The following is an 18,229-nucleotide window of genomic DNA, read 5'->3' as shown; positions in this document are numbered from 1 at the left end:
GGCCCCCCGGACCCGTCCGGCCCTCGCCCGTCATCCCCTGCCGCGTCACCCCCTGCTGACCGCCGTGAGGATCTCGGGCAGCCGCGCGGCCGTGCGCGGCGCCGCCAGCCGCAGCCCGAGCAGCGTCAGGGCCGCCCCGTACACCGTGCCCACGGGCAGGAGCAGCCAGCCCAGGCCGGCGGCGCCCCGGCTCACGTTCAGCCAGACGGTCAGCGCGATCACCGGCGCGCACAGCAGCGCCGCGCCCACCATGCCGCCGAAGATCGAGATCCAGGCCAGCCCGACCTGTCCGGGGGCGACGTTCTTGTACCCCTCCTGCGGAATGGAGTACGGGAACCGCGCCGAGGTCCAGGCACCGGTCGCCAGCATCGCGCCGAGCAGCGCGAAGGACAGCCCCAGCGTCTCGGGCAGGGCGGGCCAGTCGTCGAGCATCGCTGTGGTCAGGACCGTGACGAGGGTGGCGTAGGGCAGGGTGATCAGGAGCAGCGCCAGCGCGCGGGCGCGCAACTCGACGTAGGCGTCCCGCGTCGACGAGATCGTCAGCGCGACCATCCAGAAGGCGGACGTGTCCTGTCCGAACTGGTTGTACATCTGGATGCCGAGCATCCCCGCGGCGAAGCAGGCGAAGTAGACCGAGCCGGTGCCCTGCCAGGCGTTGAACACCGGCACGATCAGGCCGATGGCCAGCGACGTCACCCAGGCCGCCTTGGTCTTCGGGTCGCGCCACACATAGCGCAGCGTGCGCTCCATGGTCGTACCGGTGCGGCCCGCGGGCAGCAGCCGCGCGAGCCCCGACGGGCCGCGCTCGCGCACCGGCCGGGTGTCGCCCTGGACCGTGGAGCCGTCCGGCGTGGTCATCAGCCGTGTCAGATGGCGCGCCCACACCCACAGCAGCAGCACCAGGGCCGCGGCGGTCAGCGTGAGCTGCGCGAGGGCGGTGCCGTACGCGCCGTCGCCCGCCGCGTCCATCGCGCCGACCGCAGAGGCGGGCGGCACCCAGCGCAGTACGCCGGCCGCCGGGTCGAGCTGTTCGAGCCCGGAGGAGCCGAGCCGCTGCGCGCCGAAGTTGACGAGCTGCGCGCCGACCGCGACGACCAGGCCGCTCAGCACCGCGAGGTCGCGGCCCTTCCGGCTGGTCAGCAGCCGCACGTTGGCCGCGGCGACCGCCCGCGCCAGGGTCACGCACACCAGCAGCGCCAGCACCGCGCCGACGACGCCGACGGCGTACGCCGCCCCGCCGTGCGCGACCGCGGCCACGGACCCGGCGAACATGCACAGCGTGAACAGCGGCCCGATGCCCACCAGCGACGACGTCAGCAGGGCCCGGACCAGCGGCCGGGGCCGCAGCGGCAGCATCACCAGCCGGGTCGGGTCGAGCGTCTCGTCGCCGCCCGGGAAGAACAGCGGCATCACCGCCCAGCCGAGTCCCAGCACGGCCGCCAGGAGCACGACCAGGGACGCCACGTGCGCGTGCCCGCGCAGCGCGATCAGGCCGATCAGCTGGAGCGCGGCGAAGAGCAGCACCACGACCGCGGAGGCGACGTACGCGGCCCGCCGGCCGCCGGACTGCCGCAGCCCGTTGCGCAGCAGGGACAGCTTCAGCCGTACGAAGACGCCGGTGACGGAGGCGGGCGCGGCGGGCGGGCCGGACGCGCCGGAGGGGACGAGCGGGGCGTCCGTCGTCATCGGGGCCGTCGGGTCCGTCGGGTTCACCGGGACCCGCCGCCCAGCCAGTCCAGGTCGGAACCGGCGTCCCGCCCTCCGGCGCCGACGAGTTCGAGGAACGCCTGCTGGAGTGAGGGCGCCTCGCCGCGCACCTCGGCGAGCGTGCCGGTGGCGCGGATGCGTCCGGCGGCGAGTACGGCCACCCAGTCGCACAGCGACTCCACCAGCTCCATCACGTGGGAGGAGAAGACGACGGTGGCCCCGGAGGCGGTGTAGCGCTCCAGGACGCCCCGGATGGTCTGGGCGGAGACCGGGTCGACGCCCTCGAACGGCTCGTCCAGGAAGAGCACTTCCGGGTTGTGCAGGAGCGCGGCGGCGAGCCCGATCTTCTTCCGCATGCCGGTCGAGTAGTCGACGACCAGCTTGTGCTGGGCGCCGGTCAGGTCGAGCACGTCGAGCAGCTGCGTGGCCCGCTTGTCGACCTCGGCGCCGGGCAGCCCCCGCAACCGGCCGGTGTAGGCGAGCAGTTCACGCCCCGACAGCCGCTCGAACAGCCGCAGCCCCTCGGGCAGCACCCCGATCCTGGCCTTGACCTCGACCGGGTCCTGCCACACGTCGTGGCCGACCACCTCCACCGACCCCTGATCGGGCCGCAGCAGCCCGGTCACCATGGAGAGGGTGGTGGTCTTCCCGGCCCCGTTGGGCCCGACCAGTCCGATGAACTTGCCCGCGGGCAGATCGAGATCGATCCCGCCCACGGCGATCTGCTGCCCGAACCGCTTCCAGAGCCCCCGCACCCGCACCGCACTGTCACTCACCACGTCTCCCTCCGTCGCCATGAACCCTACGGGGGAATGGCGCCCCCGTAGGGGGCGCGGGGAACTGCGCGATCAACCACGTACTGCCTGCAGTCGCCAAACAACAACAACCCGGCAGATGAGTAGGCGCCCCTAACGATCCCGCCCGCACGCATACGCCAACGGCGACACCAGTTCCTCCACATCCGGCAGCCACCGATTCGCGGCCGTCGGCCGGCAGGCCCACTGCACGGCACCCCCCGCCCCGAACCGCGTGGGCGGCGCCGCCACGTACGCCCCCTCCCCGAGCACGCCCAGATCAAGCGCCCGGGGCGCCCACCCCAACCGCCGCACGAGGTCCGGCACCTTCGCCCCCGCACCCGGCAGAACGAAGAACCGCATCCGCCGGTCCGGCGTCAACGTCACCGGCCCCAGCGTCAGCTCCATCCGCTCCATCCGGGCCAGCGCCAGGAAGCCCGCGGTCTCGGGCACGTCGACCGCGTCGAAGGTCCGCCCCGTGGGCAGCAGGATCGACGCCGTCGGCTGCTTCTGCCACATCCGGCGGGCCACCGTCGCGCTGCCCGTCGCCTGCGCCGCCCAGTCCTCGCGCGCCGGGTGCGCGCCCGGGGCGGCGCACGCCGCGTCCCCGCAGGAGCAGCGCTGCACCCCGTCGTCCGGCACCAGCCAGGTGCCGGGAAACACGTCCCAGTGGCGCTCCTCGGCGTAGCGAACGGCGGTCTCCAGCAGCGACGTGCCGCGCTGCTGCGGGATCTGGGCGGCTTCGGTGCCCGGGATGGTCTCTTCCACGTGGAACACAACTCCCTTGCCCACCCCGGGTTACGGGGCGCCGGGTGCGCGGGGGAGGAGCATCGGTTCCGCATGTGGGGCGCATGGGGGCATACGCGGGGGCGCGCAGGAGGATTCGCCGCGGGAGCTGGGTAGCCACGTCTGGGGCCGGCAGCGGCCGTTACCCCGGCAATCCTCGTAAGCATTGCAAGCTTCGCAAGTCTCGCATTGTCGGCACATCGACTGGGCATTGATCTTCACGGCCGGATCCGCTTCGTCCCACGATCCGCCGGGACAGCATCGAGACCGCATGAGACCGCATGGGGGTTACGCCATGGCCGCAAGGCCTCTCGTCGCGCGGCAGCCGAACGAACGACTGCAGGCGCTCATTCAGGAAGCGGGCTGCTCGAACGCGGGCCTCGCCCGCCGGGTCAACGTGTGCGGGGTCGAGCACGGTCTCGACCTGCGGTACGACAAGACCTCGGTGGCCCGCTGGCTGCGCGGCCAGCAGCCGCGGGGCCGCGCGCCGGCGATCATCGCCGAGGCGCTGGGCCGCAAGCTCGGCCGCACGGTCACGATCGACGAGATCGGCATGGCCAACGGCAAGAACCTCGCGTCCGGCGTCGGCCTCCAGTTCTCGCCGACGGTCCTGGGAGCCATCGAGCAGGTCTGCGAGCTGTGGCGCAGCGACGTGGGGCGCCGGGACTTCCTGTCCGGTTCGTCCGTCGCCGCCTCCGCGCTCGTGGAACCCAGCCGGGACTGGCTGATTTCCGCCCCCGACTCGCAGGTCTCGCGCTCGGCCGGACCGCGGGTGGGGCCCTCCGACGTGGCGGCCGTGCGGGCGATGACACAGGCGCTGACGGACCTGGACCACCAGTACGGCAGCGGTCACGTCAGGCCGGTGCTGGTGCACTACCTGAACAGCGTGGTCTCCGGGCTGCTCGCCGGCTCCTACCGGGAGGCGGTCGGGCGGGAACTGTTCGCCACCGTCGCCCGGTTGACGGAACTGGCCGGATACATGGCCGTCGACACCGGCCAACCCGGCCTGGCCCAGCGGTACTACATCCAGTCGCTGCGGCTCGCGCAGGCGGCCGGCGACCGCGGCTACGGCGGCTACGTGCTGGCCGCGTCCATGAGCCACCTGGCCGCGCAGCTCGGAAACCCCCGGGAGATCGCGCAGTTGGCGCGGGCGGCGCAGGAGGGCGCCCGCGGGCGGGTGACGCCGCGCGCGGAGTCGATGTTCCACGCCGCCGAGGCCCGGGGCCACGCGCTCCTCGGCGACGTGCGCTCGGCCCACGAGGCGGCCGGGCGGGCGGTCGGCGCGATGGAGGCGGCCGATCCGTCCTCCGGCGACGACCCCGTGTGGATCGCGCACTTCGACGAGGCCTATCTCGCCGACGAGTTGGCGCACTGCCACCGCGACCTCGGCCAGGCCGACGCCGCGGCGCGGTACGCGCGGCAGTCCCTGGACGGCCACCCCGAGTCGCGGGCCCGCCGGCGGGCGATCGGGCATGTGCTCTTGGCCACGGCCCAGGTGCAGCAGCGGGAGATCGAACAGGCCTGCAACACGGCGACGAAGGCGGTGGAGCTGCTGGAGACCCTGCGGTCCAACCGGGGTGCCGAGTACCTGGAGGATTTCCAGGCCCGGTTGGAGCCCTACCGGGAGGAATCCGTGGTCAGGGAGTTCGGGGCGCGGCTGGATCTCCAGGCCGCCGCGTGAACGGACGGGCCGCGGCCGCGTGAACTCACGTGAAACTCCGGCGCGATGATCGCGAAGGAACGTGACCAGCGTGCCGCGGCCCGGTTTTGTTACCGCCGTCACAGGGAAAGAGTTGACGCCCCAGGCGGCGTGGCAGTGGGCTCGGGGGACCCGGTAGCGTGAGCCGACGATTCCGAAGGTCCCCCATTCGTAGGAGTCCCGGTGACGCAGAGTGGACAGGGCGAGGAGCCCTCGGCGCGACAAGCGCGCGAAGGCATCGTGCTGCCCTCGGACGGTGGCGAGCCCTTGCTGCCCGGCATGACCGGCGGCTCCGCCGGCCCGCAGGCCGGCGGTCCCGTGCCCGCCTCGGCGCCACCCGGCGGCCAGGCCTGGGACCGCCCGTGGGGCCCCGAGCAGCAGAGCCCGCAGTCCGACCAGGGCTGGCCCGGCCCCTCCGGCGCCCAGCCCTGGGAGACCCCGGAGACGGCGCGGCCGCCCGCGCAGCCGCAGGCCTGGCCGCCCGCACAGTCCGGCCCGGCGCAGGACCACGGAGCCCTGCCGTCCCCGGCGGGCCCCGGCCCGCTCCCCCCGGAGGGCGCGCAGCCCCCGGCGTACGGCGCACCGGCCGGCAACCGGTCCTACGCCGACCAGTCGTACGGCGACCAGTCGTACGGCGATCAGTCCTACGGCGATCAGTCCTACGGCGACCAGCCCCACGGCCAGGCGTACGGTGCCCAGCCCCCGTACGCGCAGGCGCAGCCCGGACCCCAGCCGCACCAGCAGCCGCAGCACCAGCAGGGCCACGGGTTTCCGCCGCCGGCCGACGAGGGCGCGACCCAGTTCATCCCGCCGGTCGCCGCCTCCGGTGACGAGGGTGCGACGCAGTACATACCGCACATACCGCCCGTGGGGCCGGGGGCGCTGCCGCCGGAGAGACCCGCGCAGTCGCAGGCCGAGTCGACGCAGTTCCTCGGCCGCGCCCCGCAGTACCCCGCACCGCCCGCGGCCGGGCAGCAGTCCCCGCCCGCCGCCCACTCCGACGCCGAGGCCACGCAGTACATCGCGCCCGTGCCCGGCGGCCCCTACGGCGCCGCGCCCGGCGGGGACGAGGGCCGGCAGCCGCCCGCCGAGTTCGACAACCTCTTCCGCGGCGCCCCCGGAGCCGACGGCCCCGCCTCCGCCACGCAGCAGATGCCCCGCTTCGACGAGCCGCAGCCGCACCGCGGCTCCGGCCCGTCCGCGTACGTCCCGCAGGGTCCGGGCGGCGGCGGTGGCGGTGGCGGCAGGCGGCGCGGGAACGACGGCGGTGGCGGCGGCCGGGGCGGCTCGCGCGTGCCGCTCATCGCGGCCGTCGGCGTGGCCCTCGCGGTCGTCGGTGTCGGCGCCGGAGCGATGATGGCCGGCGGGGGAGGCGACGACGAGAAGAGCGAGAACCAGCCGGTCTCCGCCACCGCCCCGGCCTCGGAGTCGGCGTCGGCCTCCGCGCCCGAGTCCGCCGACCCGGTCCGGCAGCAGGCCGTGGAGCTGGACAAGCTGCTCGCCGAGAGCGGCAACGGCCGGACCACCGTCATCAGGGCCGTCGGCGACGTGAAGTCCTGCGACAACCTGCCCCAGGCCGCCAAGGACCTGCGCGAGGCGGCGAAGCAGCGCACCGGACTGGTCGCGAGCCTCGGGAAGCTCTCGGTGGACAAGCTGCCGCGGCACACCGAGCTGACCGCCGCCCTCAACAAGGCCTGGCAGGCGTCGGCGTCGGCCGACAACCACTACGCGGCCTGGGCCGACCAGACGGCCGGGAAGAAGGGCTGCAAGAAGGGCGCCGCCCGCACCACCAGCCACACGCAGGCCGGCAACCGGGACAGCGGCACGGCGAGCAAGGAGAAGGCCGAGGCCGCGGGGCTGTGGAACGCGATCGCCAAGGAGTACGGCCTGACCGAGCGCCAGCCGACCCAGCTCTGACCCGGTGGGCGGGCCGCCCCGCGGCCCGCCCGGGTCACGCCGTCGGAGCGCTCAGTTCACGTCGGCGTTCTGGAGCACGCGGGTGGTGTCCACGGCGCCCTCGCGTGCCGACACCAGGCGGCCCTCCCGGACGACCTGAAGGGTGACCTCGGCGTTGACCAGGCGCGGGAAGCCGACCGAGGCGAGCTTGTCGGCGAAGGTCCACTGGAGGGACGGGGTGAGCCCGCCCGTGCCGACCTTCAGCCCGCCGTCCAGGGCGCGCCGGACGGTGTCGGCGCTCACCTCGCCGTCCCCGAGGGACCCGACGATCTCGGCGAGCACGGTGTACGCGATCCAGGTGGTCTGCACCCCGGCGTCCGCCGCGTCGATGTCGTTGTCGCCGAACGCCTCCTCCTTGATCACCTTCTTCATCCCGCTCCAGGCGGGGTCGCTCACCGACGGGTACCAGCCGGTGACGTACGCGCCCTCGTAGGGGCCGGAGGGTCCGCCGCTCGCGTTGATCGTGGTCTGGTCGACGCTGCCGAGCACGGTGGCGGTGCGGACCTCGGGGTGCTCGGCGCGGGCCCGGCGGAAGGAGTCCATGAAGGTGCCGGTGCGGTCCCCGAGGACGGGCACCACGCATCCCGGGTCCTCGGGGTCGGTGGTCGTCCGCTCCAGCGCCCGCTGGGACTGTCCGCCGTATTCGGTGGCGTCCTCCGCCGCCCGCTGGTCCTGGGCCCGCTCGTGCCCGCCCGAGGTCAGGCCCGAGTCGAGCAGCACGGGCAGCTGGTCGCCGGCGATGGTGTCGGGGCGGACGAGCGCGACCGGCCCGCAGGTCCGGGCCAGCGTGCTGCCGAGACCGGCCAGCAGCGCGGGCTGGCCCCCGTTGACCGGGTAGGACAGCGGACTGGTGAACTCCGTGTTGGTGATGCCGTAGCCGCCTATGTACGGGATTCCGGCGCCCTCCAGCACGGGGAAGAAGGAGTCGGCGTGCTGGCTGTAGGACCCCACCACGGCGACCGCGTTCTCCTTGACGGCCCGGCGGGCGCACTTGGCCGCGGCCACGCTGTCGTTGTGGTCGTTGCAGGTCAGCACGTTGAGCCTGCGGCCGTCGAGACCGCCCCGGTCGTTGATCCAGCGGGCGTAGGCCTGGGCGAGGGCGGGCATGCCCGGCTTGTTGGTCGCGCCGGTGTCCTGCGGGGCCCAGGTCATCACGGTGATCGGGTCGTCCCCGGAACCCCCCGTCGTACCGGGGACGACCCCGCAGCCGGCGGCGAGCGACGCACACGCCACCAGCGCGCCCGCGGACAGGAGTCCGGTCCGGGTGGCCCGGAAGCGGCGGCGGAGGCCGCCGGGGTGAGCGCTGCGGGAGGGTCGCCTGCCGGTCATGTACCCGCACGATTCCCTCACGCGGCTAACCTGGAAGTGACCTGCGGTCAACGCGTGGTGACGCGGAGGTGAATTGCGGGGGCCGGTGGGGCGCGTGGGGGAAGGAACGTACGATCGATGACCGTGCAAGGTTCGGAGAAGTCTTCCCGTCGCGGCCGTCGCTCCCCCACCATGGGCGGCATGCCTCTCAACGACATGCCGTGGTGGCGCTGGCGCAGTCAGGTGCGCTCCGCGCTGCACATGCTCTCCGCGCCCGCCTTCCAGCGTGACGTCTGGCTGGCCGGGGTCGACGGCTACGGCGACGTCACGGACGCGGTGTACCGCCTGGTGGAGGACACCTGGCTGGACCACTGGTCCGCCGAGAAGTACGTCGGCACGGTCTTCCGCGACTCCCAGGAGGCGGCGCTGGTCGACACCGCGGTCCTCCGGGTCCTGCGGATCATGCACCAGGTGGGTCCGGACGCGGCGGTGAACGCCTATCTCGACCACCCGGACTGGCCGGAGGCGGTACGGGCGGCGCGCGACGCGCACGTGCGGCTGGCCGCGAGCGACGGTGAGGACCCGGAGGCGGAGCCGCGCTCGCTGGAGCTGCTCCAGATCATGACGCGGGCGGTCTGAGCCGGTCCGCCTGGCGGGACGGGAATCGGTCCCGGGTGCCGGATATGGGACCCTGTCCAGCATGACCGAGCAGTCCACCGCCGCCGCTTCCCCGGCCGCCGCACCGGCCGACCAGTACGTCCTCACCCTCTCCTGCCCCGACAAGCAGGGCATCGTGCACGCCGTGTCGAGCTACCTCTTCATGACCGGCTGCAACATCGAGGACAGCCAGCAGTTCGGCGACCACGACACGGGTCTGTTCTTCATGCGCGTCCACTTCTCGGGCGACGCCCCGGTGACCGTGGACAAGCTGCGCGCCAGCTTCGCGGCGATCGGTGACGCCTTCCACATGGACTGGCAGATCAACCGGGCCGACGAGAAGATGCGCATCGTGCTCATGGTCAGCAGGTTCGGGCACTGCCTGAACGACCTGCTGTTCCGGGCGCGGATCGGGGCGCTGCCGGTGGAGATCGCGGCGGTGGTGTCCAATCACACCGATTTCGCGGAGCTGGTGGGCTCCTACGACATCCCCTTCCACCACGTCCCCGTGACGAAGGACACCAAGGCGGAGGCCGAGGCGCGGATCCTGGAGATCGTGCGCGAGGAGGACGTCGAACTCGTCGTGCTGGCCCGCTACATGCAGGTCCTCTCCGACGACCTGTGCAAGCAGCTCAGCGGGCGGATCATCAACATCCACCACTCCTTCCTGCCGAGCTTCAAGGGCGCGAAGCCGTACCACCAGGCGCACGCGCGGGGCGTGAAGCTCATCGGCGCGACGGCGCACTACGTGACGGCCGACCTCGACGAGGGGCCGATCATCGAGCAGGAGGTCGAGCGGGTGGGCCACGACGTCACGCCGGACCAGCTGGTGGCGGTGGGCCGGGACGTGGAGTGCCAGGCGCTGGCGCGGGCCGTGAAGTGGCACGCGGAGCGCAGGATTCTGCTGAACGGGCACCGGACGGTCGTTTTCGCCTAGCGGGGCGGGGGGTTCCGTCGCGTCGGCGGGTGCGGGTGGATCGTGGCTGCTCGCGCAGTTCCCCGCGCCCCTGAAGGGGCGCTCACCGCACGTACCTCAAGGGGCGCGGGGAACTGCGCGACCAGCCACCGATCACCCGCACCCGCCGACGAACCCGCAACCGCCCCCTACATCCTGCTCAAGCTCGCGGCAGCGAACAGCACGTCCCTGATCGCCTCCCGGTCCCCCAGCTGCCCCGCCGCCGCATCCGCCGGAGGCACATGGCCCGCGGCCAGGCGGCAGAACTCCACGCCGTCCAGGGCGACATGGGCCACCTCGTGCTCGGCGGAGCCCACCGCTCCGGGGGCGTCGAGCGGGATGAGCCACTCGCCGCCGCCCGAACCCTCGATCTCCAGCCGCAGGCTGCGCCCGGGTTCCCCCGCGGTGACCAGGTGCGGCCCGCCGGGCGCCGCGAGACCAGCCCGGCGGCGGGCCGCGAGGGCACCCGGCAGCATCCGGGCCGCCAGGTCGATCATGCGGTTGAGATGGCGGGCGGCGGGTGGCTCGTACGGGTAGTCCACCGCCTCGGCGATGTCCTCCGCGTGCACCCAGCACTCGAACGCCCGGTCCAGCATCGCGTCCCGCAGCGGCAGCTCGAAGTCGCCGTACGAGACCGGCATCCCGCCCTCGTCCCCGGTGAACGACACCGTCCGCACGATGCCGTGGCTCTGCTCCCGCCAGGGGGCGCGGACCAGGCGGGTGGGCGGGTAGTGGGAGGCCCGCCAGTACGCCTCGGTGCGCGCGGCGGGTCCGCGGCCGGCGGCGGTGATCTCGCCCATGGGGTCGGCCAGGCCGAGGCCGACGGCGACCGCGCCGTCCACGGTGAGCAGGTGGGCGAGGACACCGGCGACGGTGGTGCGGCGGCTCGCGGGGCCGTCGGCCTCGAACCAGCGCAGCCGGACCGGGGCGTGCCACTCGGCGTCCCCGATGTCCTGGAGCAGCGCGTCCAGCCGCGCCGTCTCGGCGTCGTACGGAGCGGCCCACTCGGGCACCGGGATGCGCGGCGGGCGCCGCTCCAGGCAGCCGTCCAGGACGCGGGTGCGCAGGGCGGGGTCCAGGTCGAGGCTCTCGGGGCGCTGGAGCAGCGTGACCGCCTCGCGCAGGCGCACGGCCTCGTCGGCGCAGGCCGCGCAGTCCCCGATGTGCTCCTCGACGGCGGACGCCTCCTCGGCCGAGCAGGCGGCCAGGGCCCACGCGCCGAGCAGCGAGGTCAGCACGTGGTGCTCCAGCACGACGGGCACCACGTCGGGCAGCGGCTGCCCGGAGTCCTCGACGGAGGCCCGGGGCAGCGGTATCCGCGGCTGCCCGTCCCCAGGGCCGGGCCCTCCGAAGCCTCCGGGGCCCTCGGGCCCGCCGGCGTCCCCGTACTCACCGGCACCTCCGGCGCCCCCGGCGCCGCGAAACCCCCCGGCCTCGCCCGTGCCGTCCTCCGCGTCGTCGTCCCGGGGCCTCATGCCGCGCCCCCGTATCCCGGCGGGGCCTTTGGCGCCTCGGGCGCGGTGGGGGCGTCGCGGGCGGTGGAGAGGAGCTGGAGGCCCAGGCGCAGGCGGCGGCGGGCCTCGTCCTCGGTGACGCCGAGGTCGGCGGCGGTCTGGCGGTAGTCGCGGCGCTGGAAGTAGGCCAGCTCCAGGGCGGCGCGCAGCGGGGCCGGCATGGACTGGACGATGTAGTCGGCGCGGGCGGCGACCGAGGCGTGCCGCACCTTCAGCTCCAGCTCCTCGGCGGTCCCCGGGCCCCCGCGGGCCAGCGCGGCGGTCTCGGTGGCCCGCAGCCGCTGCACGGCGAACCGGTGGGTGAGCGTGGCGACCCAGGTGCGCAGCGGCCCCTGCCGGGGGTCGTAGGCGTCGGGGTGCTCCCAGACGTGCGCGAAGACGTCCCGGGTGATGCGGTCGGCGGCCCGCTCGTCGTCGAGCACCCGGTGCGCCAGGCCGTGCACGAGCGAGGCGAACCGGTCGTACAGCTCGCCCAGGGCGGCGGCCTCGCCGCGGGCGAGCCGCTGCTGCATCTTGCGGTCCCAGCGCATCGGCACGTCCCTCTTCACGTCCCTCTTCGCCATGCGGCCCCTCCACCCCCCGTCCGTTCCGCCGTCGTCCAGCCTGCGGCCGTTCTCTCCCCGAATGTAGTCGGCACGTCCGACCGCGCACGCCCCTTTGTGGCAATGTGCGCCCCCGGCCCGCCACGGGTGGTAAGGGCTTCTACTACCCTCCATCGTGCGACCGGATTCGATCGAATGAGATCGAAACAGTCAGAAACAAGCCTTTATTGATCGGGCCTCGTTTCCGGCCGGGTGTTTGCGGGAACGGCCGCTGGGCAGGCGCGCGGCCAAGAAGCGTAGGCGTGGCTTCCGTTTCGGCTGAATACGGACGTACCGGCGAATGAAGGGCATGGTGGTGACGTTCAATGTGACCGGCGGCGAGCAGGGCCAGTGGGCCGTGCTCCAGGTGTCGGGCGAACTGGACCTGGTGACGTCACCGGTGCTGCGGCAGCGGGTGCACGACGAGGTCGCCGAGGGGCGGCACAGCCTCGTCCTGGACCTTTCCGAGGTCCTGTTCTGCGATTCGAGCGGCGTCGGGGTGCTCATCGCCTCCCGGCGGCTGATCCGCTCCTGCCAGGGCCGGCTGCGCCTGATACTGCCGGCCCAGGGAGCCGTCGACGGCTCCCACGTCAACCGTGTCCTCGGCGCGCTCGGTGTGCGCCGGCTCTTCGACTGCCACCCCGACCTCGCCTCGGCGACCGGGGACGAGTCGCGGCCCCTGTCCGCGTAAGTCGTGCCCGCGGCGGCGCCCGGCGTCGTACGCTCCGGGCGAGACGCACCCGACACCGACGTGAGGCGGCCGGAGAGAACCATGGTCAACAGCGAGTACGAGCGCAGGATCGCCGCGCGGTTCAGCATCTTCGACCAGGACGGCAACGGTTACATCGACCGTTCGGACTTCAGCGGGGCCGCCAAGGCGCTCCTCGCCGAGTTCGGCGTCGCCGCCCGGTCCGACCGCGGGCAGGCGCTGTACGGCGGTGCCGAGGCGCTCTGGCAGGGCCTCGCGGGCATCGCCGACCGGGACGGCGACCAGCGCATCACCCGTGAGGAGTTCGTCACGGGCGCGGTCAAGCGCCTGCGGGACAGGCCGGAGCGGTTCGCCGAGATCGCCCGCCCCTTCCTGCACGCCGCCCTCTTCGTCGCCGACGCCGACGGCGACGGGTCCGCCACCGTCGAGGAGACCGCCCGCCTGCTGACCGCCCTCGGCGTGCCCGGGGACACCGCCCGGGAGGTCGCCGGCGGCCTCGACGCCGACGGCGACGGCAAGGTGGGGGAGGCGGAGATCGTCCCGGCCTTCGCCCAGTACTTCACCGTTCCCGAGTAGCGCGCGCCCCGGCGGTGCCACGCGACGCCTCCCGCGCCGCGCGCGGATGTCGCGGATCGTGGCACCACGGTGTCACTGTGCGTTGATACCGGGTTGTGTCCGCCGGGTGGGCCGTCACGGCCCGGAGTCGGTGCCACACTCCGGTACCTTGTACGGGATGCGAGTGGTCGCGAGCGCCTGCCGTGCCGGAGCAGCCCTGGGGGCGGCTCCGGAACCGACGGTGCGCGCCTTGCCCCGCAGGGTGGAGAGGCCGTCGGCCGACGCCTGTTCGACTCCCCGGAAAGCGCGTCGCACAGTATGCCGCACGGGTACTCCTTCGCGCTGGAATATGCCCGAAGCGCTTGTTGGGGTGACTGTACGTCAACCATGCTGTCCCACAAGGGAATCACGTTCCGTGATCCCGTCCCCGGCCGTTGATCTGGCCATGCTGTCAATGGCTACGATCGTGGCCCACGTGAGGCGCGAGCCTTTGTGTCCGCCGGTTCGGATGGTGTGAGCGGTGCAGATGCTTCAAGTGCAGCTGGAGGTCAGGCCCGACCCCTCCGAAGTGGCGCGTGCCCGTCGGTGGACGCGTTCACGGCTCGCCGGGTCGGCGATACGGTCCGACGAGTCCCTCGCCGAGACGCTGATCCTGCTCGTCTCCGAGCTGGTCACCAACGCCGTGGTGCACACCGGCCGTTCGGCCGTGCTCCGGCTGGTGCTGCCGGACGCGCGGCCGGGGGACCCGGGGGAGACGGGGGAGACCACCGTCCGTCTCGAGGTGGACGACGCCAGCGACTGCGCCCCGGTGCCCCGTTGCGTGGACGACGAGGCGACCGGCGGCCGGGGCCTCGCCCTCGTCGACGGGCTGGCCGACCGCTGGGGCTGGAGCCGGGAGGGCACCGGCAAGCGCATCTGGTGCGAACTGGACCGCTGCGCCGGGCGCGAGGACACCGCGCCGGAGTGCGGGACAGGCGGCGGCGCGGTGGCGTACGAGGGTTACGCGTACGAGGCCGTGTAGCGGACGGCGTTCCCACGGCCGGTGTTCACGCGTCCGGCTTCCCCCGGCCGGTGTTCACGCGGCCGGCGGTGACGCGGCAGTGCGCCGGGCGTGCTTCCGTGCGCTTCCCCGGCGAACGCGGGCGAAAGGAATGAAACCCCCATCTCCGGTTGACGGATCGTGACCGCTTCCTCACGCTTGTGGACAGCGATTCGCCGCGAGGGGACGACGAGGGCCCGGTGACGGGGCCCTCGGCGAGTGCGGGTCGCTGTTCGGCGGCGGTTCCCCGGGGGCGAAGGGGCCGCGCGGGGCGCCGGAGTCGGGTGGCGGCGCGCGATGCCATGCTCGGGGCGACAGCGCCGCGCCGCCGGCCGACACATCGGGGCGTCGTGTTCCCCGGACGCCGCTCATTCTCCACAGGCTGTGGACAACTCCGTCCGGAAGGTCCTGCGGTACGCGGTCGGCGTGACCCCCAGGGCCGCCTGGAGGTGCTGCCGCATCGACTGGGCCGTGCCGAACCCCGAGTCCCGCGCCACCTGGTCGACGGAGAGGGTGCTGGACTCCAGCAGGTACCGCGCCCGCTCCACCCGCTGCCGGGTGAGCCACTGGCCCGGACTGACGCCTACCTCCTCGCGGAAGCGTCGCGTGAAGGTGCGTACCGACATCGACTCCTGGGCGGCCATGTCCCGCAGCTGGATCGGCTCGCCCAGCCGGCCGAGCGCCCAGGCGCGGGCACCGGTGGTGGAGGACTGCTGCGGATCGGGCACCGGCCGCTCGATGTACTGCGCCTGCCCGCCGTCCCGGTGCGGCGGTACGACGGTCCGGCGGGCCACCTCGTTGGCGACGGCCGTGCCGTGGTCCCGGCGCACGATGTGCACGCACAGGTCGATGCCGGCCGCGACCCCGGCCGAGGTCAGCACGTCGCCGTCGTCGACGAACAGCACGTCGGCGTCCACCCTGATCCTCGGGAACAGCCGCTGGAAGTGCTCGGCGGAGGACCAGTGCGTGGTCGCCGGACGGCCGTCGAGGTACCCGGCGGCGGCCAGCACGAACCCGCCCGTGCAGATCGCGACCAGCCGGGTGCCGGGCCGGATCAGCGCCAGCGCGGCGGCCAGCTCCCGGGTCAGCACCCCGTCCTCGTAGACCGGGCCCAGTTCGTAGGAGGCGGGCACGACCACCGTGTCGGCGGTGGCGAGGGCCTCCGGGCCGTTCCCGACCAGGATCGCGAAGTCGGCGTCGGTCTCGACCGGCCCCGGCGGCCGGACCGAGCAGGTCACCACCTCGTACAGCGGGCGCCGCAGCTCGTCCCGGGCGAGGCCGAAGATGCGCTGCGCGATGCCCAGTTCGAAGGGGAGCAGACCGTCGAGGGCCAGGACGACGACGCGGTGCGGGCGGGGCGGGCTGTCGGAGGGCATGGCCCGATCCTAGCGAACGCTGACCTTCGGGCCACTCGTTCCGACGGGCCCGGTGCCCGAAGCTCAGTGACGTGACCCAGACAACCGACGCCGCCGCAGCCCCCGCACACCGGCCGGAGCCCGCCGGGCCGCGCCGCCGCCCGCGCGTCCACCGCGCCTGGTGGGTCGCCGCCGTCACCTTCGTGACGATCATCGGCGCCGCCGCCTTCCGCTCCCTGCCCGGCATCCTCATCGACCCGCTGCACCAGGACTTCGGCTGGTCGCGCGGCACCATCGGCGCCGCCGTCTCCGTCAACCTCGCGCTCTACGGGCTGACCGCGCCCTTCGCCGCCGCGCTGATGGACCGGTTCGGCATCCGGCGGGTGGTCGCCGTCGCCCTCGCCGTGATCGCGCTCGGCTCCGGGCTGACGGTCTGGATGAACTCGGCCTGGCAGCTCATCCTCTGCTGGGGCCTGCTGGTCGGACTCGGCTCCGGCTCGATGGCCCTGGCCTTCGCCGCCACCGTCACCAACCGCTGGTTCACCGAGCGGCGCGGCCTGGTCACCGGCGTCCTCACCGCCGCCTCCGCCTCAGGCCAGCTGATCTTCCTGCCGCTGCTGTCCTGGATCGTCGAGACGTACGACTGGCGCCCGGCGGCCGTCACCGTGGCCCTCGCCGCGCTCGCCGTCATCCCCTTCGTCTGGCTGCTCCTGCACGACCACCCGGCCGACGTCGGCCAGAAGCCGTACGGCGCCGAGGAGTTCGTCGAGAAGCCCGCGCCCGTCCCCGGCGCCGCCCGCCGCGCGCTCACGGTGCTGTTCTCCGCCGTGCGCACCGGCCCCTTCTGGCTCCTGGCCGGGACCTTCGCGATCTGCGGCGCCTCCACCAACGGCCTGATCCAGACGCACTTCGTGCCCGCCGCGCACGACCACGGCATGCCGCTGACGGCCGCCGCCTCGCTGCTCGCCGTGATCGGGGTCTTCGACGTGGCCGGCACCATCGCCTCCGGCTGGTTCACCGACCGCTTCGAACCCCGCCGCCTGCTCGCGGTCTACTACGCCCTGCGCGGCGTCTCGCTGCTCTTCCTCCCCATGCTGCTGGCGCCCAGCGTCCACCCGCCGATGGTCTTCTTCATCGTCTTCTACGGCCTCGACTGGGTCGCCACCGTCCCGCCCACCCTCGCCCTGTGCCGCGAGCACTACGGCGAAGACAGCGCGATCGTCTTCGGCTGGGTCCTCGCCTCCCACCAGGTGGGCGCGGCGCTCGTCGCCTTCCTCGGCGGCGTGGCCCGCGACCACTTCGGCTCCTACGACGTGGTCTGGATCGCCTCCGGCGCCCTGTGCGCGGCGGCGGCGCTGATGGCCCTGGTGATCCGCCGGCGGCCGGTGGCGCCCGCGCTCTCAGCCGGGCAGGCGTGAGACGGCGGTGCCCTCGTGCTTGGCGACCGCCTTGGCTATGCGGCCGGCGTCCAGGGAGAGTTCGCGCAGCATGCCGCTGATCGGGTTGGTGAAGCCGGTGAAGTACAGGCCGGGGGCGCCGGCCGGCGCGCTGCCGCCCCGGACCACCGGTCTGCCGCGGTCGTCCAGGACGTCGAGGTGGCCGACCAGGCCCTCCAGGCCCCGGAGGTAGCCGGTCGCCGCGATCACCGCGTCCGGCGCGAGGCGGGTGCCGTCGGCGAGCAGGACCTTGCCGTCCTCGAAGCCGTCCACGGCGGCGACGACCTCCACCCGGCCGCTGCGCACCGCGTCGATCAGTCCGACGTCCTGGACCGGCACCGCGCCCTCGGCCGCCCTGGTCAGCAGGCCGGTGTCGGGCCGGGGCAGACCCCGCGCCGAGAGGTCGGGGACGCTGATCCGGGCCAGCGGACGGGCCATCCGGTCCACCAGGCGGGCCGGCAGCCGCCGGATGAGGACGCCGCTGTACTGGGCGGGCCAGCCGGCGGTGGAGCGGCGCACGATGTGCGGCACCGTGCGCACCGAGAGCCGGACCCGGGAGGCACCGCCCTCCACCAGGTCCACGGCGATCTCGGCGCCGGTGTTGCCGACGCCCACGACCAGGACGTCCCGGCCCGCGTAGGGGGCCGCGTCGCGGTACTCGGCGGCGTGCCGGAACTCACCGGCGTACGCGGCCCGGCCGGGCCAGTCCGGCACCCGCGGGGTGTGGTTGTAGCCGGTGGCGACCACCACCGCGGACCCGGTCAGCTCGCGGCCCCCGGAGGCGTGCAGCAGCCAGCCGCCGCCGGACGCGCGCTCGACGCGGAAGACCTCCACGCCGGTGACGATCTCCAGCTGGTGGTACTCGACGTACTTCTCCAGGTACCGCACCACGTCGTCGCGGGAGACCCAGCGCCCGAACCTGCGCGGCATCGCGAGGCCGGGCAGCGCGGACAGGCGCCGGGTGGTGTGCAGCCGCAGCCGGTCGTAGTGGCGCCGCCACGAGTCGCCGACGTGGCCCGCGCGCTCCAGGACGACGGCCCGCAGGCCGCGGGCGCGCAGCGCCTGGGCGACGGCGAGGCCGCCGGGCCCGGCGCCGATGACGTACACGGGGCGGTCCGCGGGGTGGGCGGGCTGCGGTGCAGCGGACGCTGTGGAGTCGGCCATGCGGCGAGCGTAAT

General features: G+C 73.9%; 16 protein-coding genes. 8 read left to right on the top strand and 8 right to left on the bottom strand.

Features of this window, described 5'->3' with window-relative positions; translation table 11 throughout:
• Nucleotides 1-45: 45 nt before the first annotated feature.
• The 3 genes from IE108_RS17690 to IE108_RS17680 all read right to left on the bottom strand — a co-directional run bounded on the left by IE108_RS17690 (nt 46) and on the right by IE108_RS17680 (nt 3,269).
• Nucleotides 46-1,686: a hypothetical protein gene (locus tag IE108_RS17690; RefSeq protein ID WP_064728468.1), complete on the bottom strand. Its 1,641-nt coding sequence runs from the start codon at nt 1,684-1,686 to the stop codon at nt 46-48.
• A 23-nt stretch (nt 1,687-1,709) separates the two neighbouring features.
• Nucleotides 1,710-2,504, bottom strand: coding sequence for an ABC transporter ATP-binding protein (locus tag IE108_RS17685; protein ID WP_064728467.1), 795 nt, complete (start codon nt 2,502-2,504; stop codon nt 1,710-1,712).
• Nucleotides 2,505-2,615: 111 nt separating this feature from the next.
• Complete coding sequence (locus IE108_RS17680; protein ID WP_079163828.1) at nt 2,616-3,269, bottom strand: bifunctional DNA primase/polymerase; 654 nt, start codon at nt 3,267-3,269, stop codon at nt 2,616-2,618.
• A gap of 313 nt (nt 3,270-3,582) precedes the next feature.
• Between IE108_RS17680 and IE108_RS17675 the strand changes: the two genes are divergently transcribed.
• Nucleotides 3,583-4,968, top strand: a complete 1,386-nt coding sequence (locus IE108_RS17675) for an NsdA family TPR-like regulatory protein (RefSeq protein ID WP_064728465.1) — start codon at nt 3,583-3,585, stop codon at nt 4,966-4,968.
• A 201-nt stretch (nt 4,969-5,169) separates the two neighbouring features.
• A complete protein-coding gene (locus tag IE108_RS17670) occupies nt 5,170-6,903 on the top strand; it encodes a hypothetical protein (RefSeq protein WP_064728464.1) in 1,734 nt (577 codons plus the stop codon).
• Between the two features lie 51 nt (nt 6,904-6,954).
• Here IE108_RS17670 and IE108_RS17665 read toward each other — a convergent pair whose 3' ends face one another.
• The gene (locus IE108_RS17665; protein WP_064728463.1) at nt 6,955-8,271 is read right to left on the bottom strand and encodes an ABC transporter substrate-binding protein; all 1,317 of its coding nucleotides are present in this window, start codon (nt 8,269-8,271) and stop codon (nt 6,955-6,957) included.
• Between the two features lie 117 nt (nt 8,272-8,388).
• Between IE108_RS17665 and IE108_RS17660 the strand changes: the two genes are divergently transcribed.
• A complete protein-coding gene (locus IE108_RS17660; protein WP_079163548.1) occupies nt 8,389-8,889 on the top strand; it encodes an SCO4402 family protein in 501 nt (166 codons plus the stop codon).
• Between the two features lie 61 nt (nt 8,890-8,950).
• Nucleotides 8,951-9,844 carry a formyltetrahydrofolate deformylase gene (gene purU, locus IE108_RS17655; protein WP_064728461.1) on the top strand — a complete coding sequence of 298 codons (894 nt, stop codon included), beginning with the start codon at nt 8,951-8,953 and terminating at the stop codon, nt 9,842-9,844.
• A 167-nt stretch (nt 9,845-10,011) separates the two neighbouring features.
• Here purU and IE108_RS17650 read toward each other — a convergent pair whose 3' ends face one another.
• Together IE108_RS17650 and IE108_RS17645 are read right to left on the bottom strand one after the other, a co-directional pair.
• Nucleotides 10,012-11,337, bottom strand: coding sequence for a maleylpyruvate isomerase N-terminal domain-containing protein (locus tag IE108_RS17650; RefSeq protein WP_064728460.1), 1,326 nt, complete (start codon nt 11,335-11,337; stop codon nt 10,012-10,014).
• Complete coding sequence (locus tag IE108_RS17645; RefSeq protein ID WP_064728459.1) at nt 11,334-11,939, bottom strand: sigma-70 family RNA polymerase sigma factor; 606 nt, start codon at nt 11,937-11,939, stop codon at nt 11,334-11,336. Before IE108_RS17645 ends, IE108_RS17650 begins: the two co-directional genes overlap by 4 nt.
• A 328-nt stretch (nt 11,940-12,267) precedes the next feature.
• Between IE108_RS17645 and IE108_RS17640 the strand changes: the two genes are divergently transcribed.
• The 3 genes from IE108_RS17640 to IE108_RS17630 all read left to right on the top strand — a co-directional run bounded on the left by IE108_RS17640 (nt 12,268) and on the right by IE108_RS17630 (nt 14,242).
• Nucleotides 12,268-12,648: an STAS domain-containing protein gene (locus IE108_RS17640; RefSeq protein WP_064731814.1), complete on the top strand. Its 381-nt coding sequence runs from the start codon at nt 12,268-12,270 to the stop codon at nt 12,646-12,648.
• 81 nt (nt 12,649-12,729) lie between these two features.
• On the top strand, nt 12,730-13,242 hold the full coding sequence (locus tag IE108_RS17635; RefSeq protein ID WP_064728458.1) for an EF-hand domain-containing protein: 513 nt from the start codon (nt 12,730-12,732) through the stop codon (nt 13,240-13,242).
• A gap of 514 nt (nt 13,243-13,756) precedes the next feature.
• Nucleotides 13,757-14,242 (top strand): ATP-binding protein, encoded by a 486-nt coding sequence (locus IE108_RS17630; RefSeq protein ID WP_064728457.1) that lies wholly within the window; start codon nt 13,757-13,759, stop codon nt 14,240-14,242.
• 386 nt (nt 14,243-14,628) lie between these two features.
• On the opposite strand, the gene IE108_RS17625 is transcribed toward IE108_RS17630, so the two are convergent.
• Nucleotides 14,629-15,636, bottom strand: coding sequence for a GlxA family transcriptional regulator (locus IE108_RS17625; protein WP_064728456.1), 1,008 nt, complete (start codon nt 15,634-15,636; stop codon nt 14,629-14,631).
• Between the two features lie 71 nt (nt 15,637-15,707).
• On the opposite strand from IE108_RS17625, the gene IE108_RS17620 reads away from it, so the two are divergent.
• Nucleotides 15,708-17,033, top strand: coding sequence for an MFS transporter (locus IE108_RS17620; RefSeq protein ID WP_064728455.1), 1,326 nt, complete (start codon nt 15,708-15,710; stop codon nt 17,031-17,033).
• Here the strand turns inward: IE108_RS17620 and IE108_RS17615 are convergent.
• Nucleotides 17,016-18,215, bottom strand: a complete 1,200-nt coding sequence (locus IE108_RS17615; RefSeq protein WP_064728454.1) for a flavin-containing monooxygenase — start codon at nt 18,213-18,215, stop codon at nt 17,016-17,018. The two genes, IE108_RS17620 and IE108_RS17615, sit on opposite strands and share 18 nt — an antisense overlap.
• Nucleotides 18,216-18,229: the final 14 nt, after the last annotated feature.

Source organism: Streptomyces parvulus (genome assembly GCF_014648855.1).
Taxonomy (GTDB): domain Bacteria; phylum Actinomycetota; class Actinomycetes; order Streptomycetales; family Streptomycetaceae; genus Streptomyces; species Streptomyces parvulus.
Note: the sequence above shows the minus strand (reverse complement) of the source record. Positions and strands in the feature narration are given on the sequence as shown.